The sequence below is a fragment of the Moorena sp. SIO4A1 genome, from assembly GCF_010672065.1.
Lineage (GTDB): Bacteria > Cyanobacteriota > Cyanobacteriia > Cyanobacteriales > Coleofasciculaceae > Moorena.
In genome coordinates, this window is sequence record NZ_JAAHHX010000608.1 from 1 (window position 1) to 1,589 (window position 1,589).

Annotated in this window: 1 protein-coding gene and 1 pseudogene; both read right to left on the reverse strand. The window is 43.2% G+C overall.

The annotated features are described in order from the left end of the window. A pseudogene (locus F6K53_RS41155) lies at positions 1–252 on the reverse strand (hypothetical protein); the annotation flags it as partial. Positions 253–925: 673 nt separating this feature from the next. Further along, on the reverse strand, positions 926–1,273 hold the full coding sequence (locus tag F6K53_RS41160; RefSeq protein ID WP_293086080.1) for a hypothetical protein: 348 nt from the start codon (positions 1,271–1,273) through the stop codon (positions 926–928). Positions 1,274–1,589: the final 316 nt, after the last annotated feature.

Genomic DNA, 1,589 nt, shown 5'->3' on the forward strand with positions numbered 1-1,589 from the left:
TAACTCATCCACAGGTGTTAAATAGCGGTCATTAAGATCCACGATTGCCTTGCCTTCTGGTGTCAGAGCCAGGAATCGCCACACTTGTCCCGTCGTAACAGTTCCATATACTGTTCGCTCAGCCATCTCTGGCTCTTTTTGGTTAACTAATAGAGCTGCATACATCGTAGCAAGGCATTGAGGGAGTCCCTCATTAATATTTTCGTTTTTTGCCTCTACCACTACCACCACTGGAGCTTTGATGGTTAACAAAACTCGCGGAATTCCCCACCTCTGCGACGGGTGTTGAAGTTACCATAAGTAGAGGGTCGCCTTTATGGTTGGTCGGCTATGAGTAAAAGGGTTAAATCTTTATGATTAAGGCGACCCTCTACTAAGGTTTCGTCTCTGGGATAGATAGCGAGACGATGGAGGCGCGCTTTCCGTTTGAAGAATTAAATTACGGGGTCGCGCCTCAACTTGTGATGACAAATCATCACGATTTATGTTAGAATAAAGTTGGTTGCTGAGACGAAACCTTAGGATAGTGGAGCCTTAATCAAACAGTTTTAACCCTTTTATGCATAGCCGACTAACCATAAAGGCTCCACTATCCTTACGGTAACTTCAAGACCCGCCTGACTGACTAAAAGGCTACCTTACAAATGGTTTAATATCTTATCAGTTTTTAGACCATTAGGTGTACAAAGTACTAGCAGAGATCAGGGAAGAGACAAACCCCGGCTGGTTGACCATAGAGTCGTAATTCCAAGGTGAGTCTGTCGAAGAAAGAAAACTATACGTCTGCGGAAGGCGGACGTCTGCCTGTGGACGCTGAGTAAGACCAATTCCAGCTTGCTGGTTGAGGCGTCGGCGGATGAAGCGGGAAGCCCGAAAGACGAATAAGACCGTCCCTGAATTGACCTGAGAATTGGAAGCCCCAACCTCAGCCAAGCAGGTTGGGGTACTTCACCTTATCTGGGTTGTCAGTAAGGATGAAATCAAAAAATCCAGTAAGTCCCTGTGCTGGGTCTACATTAAAGTTTTTTCCAGAAAACCGACTAATAGGAGGGTTGATGACTGTAATTTCACTTAAAATAGGAGCGATCAGATATTCAGAGCGAGCTTTTTCAGTATTGATAGCAGTTGCTAGTGGCACAAAGCGTCTGAGAGCTTCCTGAAGAAAGTCACTGGGGGAAATTGGGTCTGCTTGAATCAGAGATGGGACAGCTTCTAGCATATCAATCCCTAGAGAAGCTAGTGTGTCTAGAGATTTAAAATCACTATAAGACATTCACATCTCTCCTAGGTTTGAAAATTGACACTTGTTACTTGAAACTTGTCAAGGGTCAATTTTCAAGTAATACTTAACACTTAACAAGTAATAATAATTCAGCCAAATAATCGATAATTCCTGGAAATAATACCGAATTGTTTGGCTGCTCAAGCTCTAATTAATAGGTAATTAACCTGAACTGATACCCTAAAAATTACTAACTCAGAAACGCAAGGTACTAGACTTGGTGTAGCTTTCGTCCCCCGCCCCAAGCACGGGGGTTTTCAGCTTTCAAGAACTCTTCATAAATATGAAAGAGAAGATGGAAATTAGG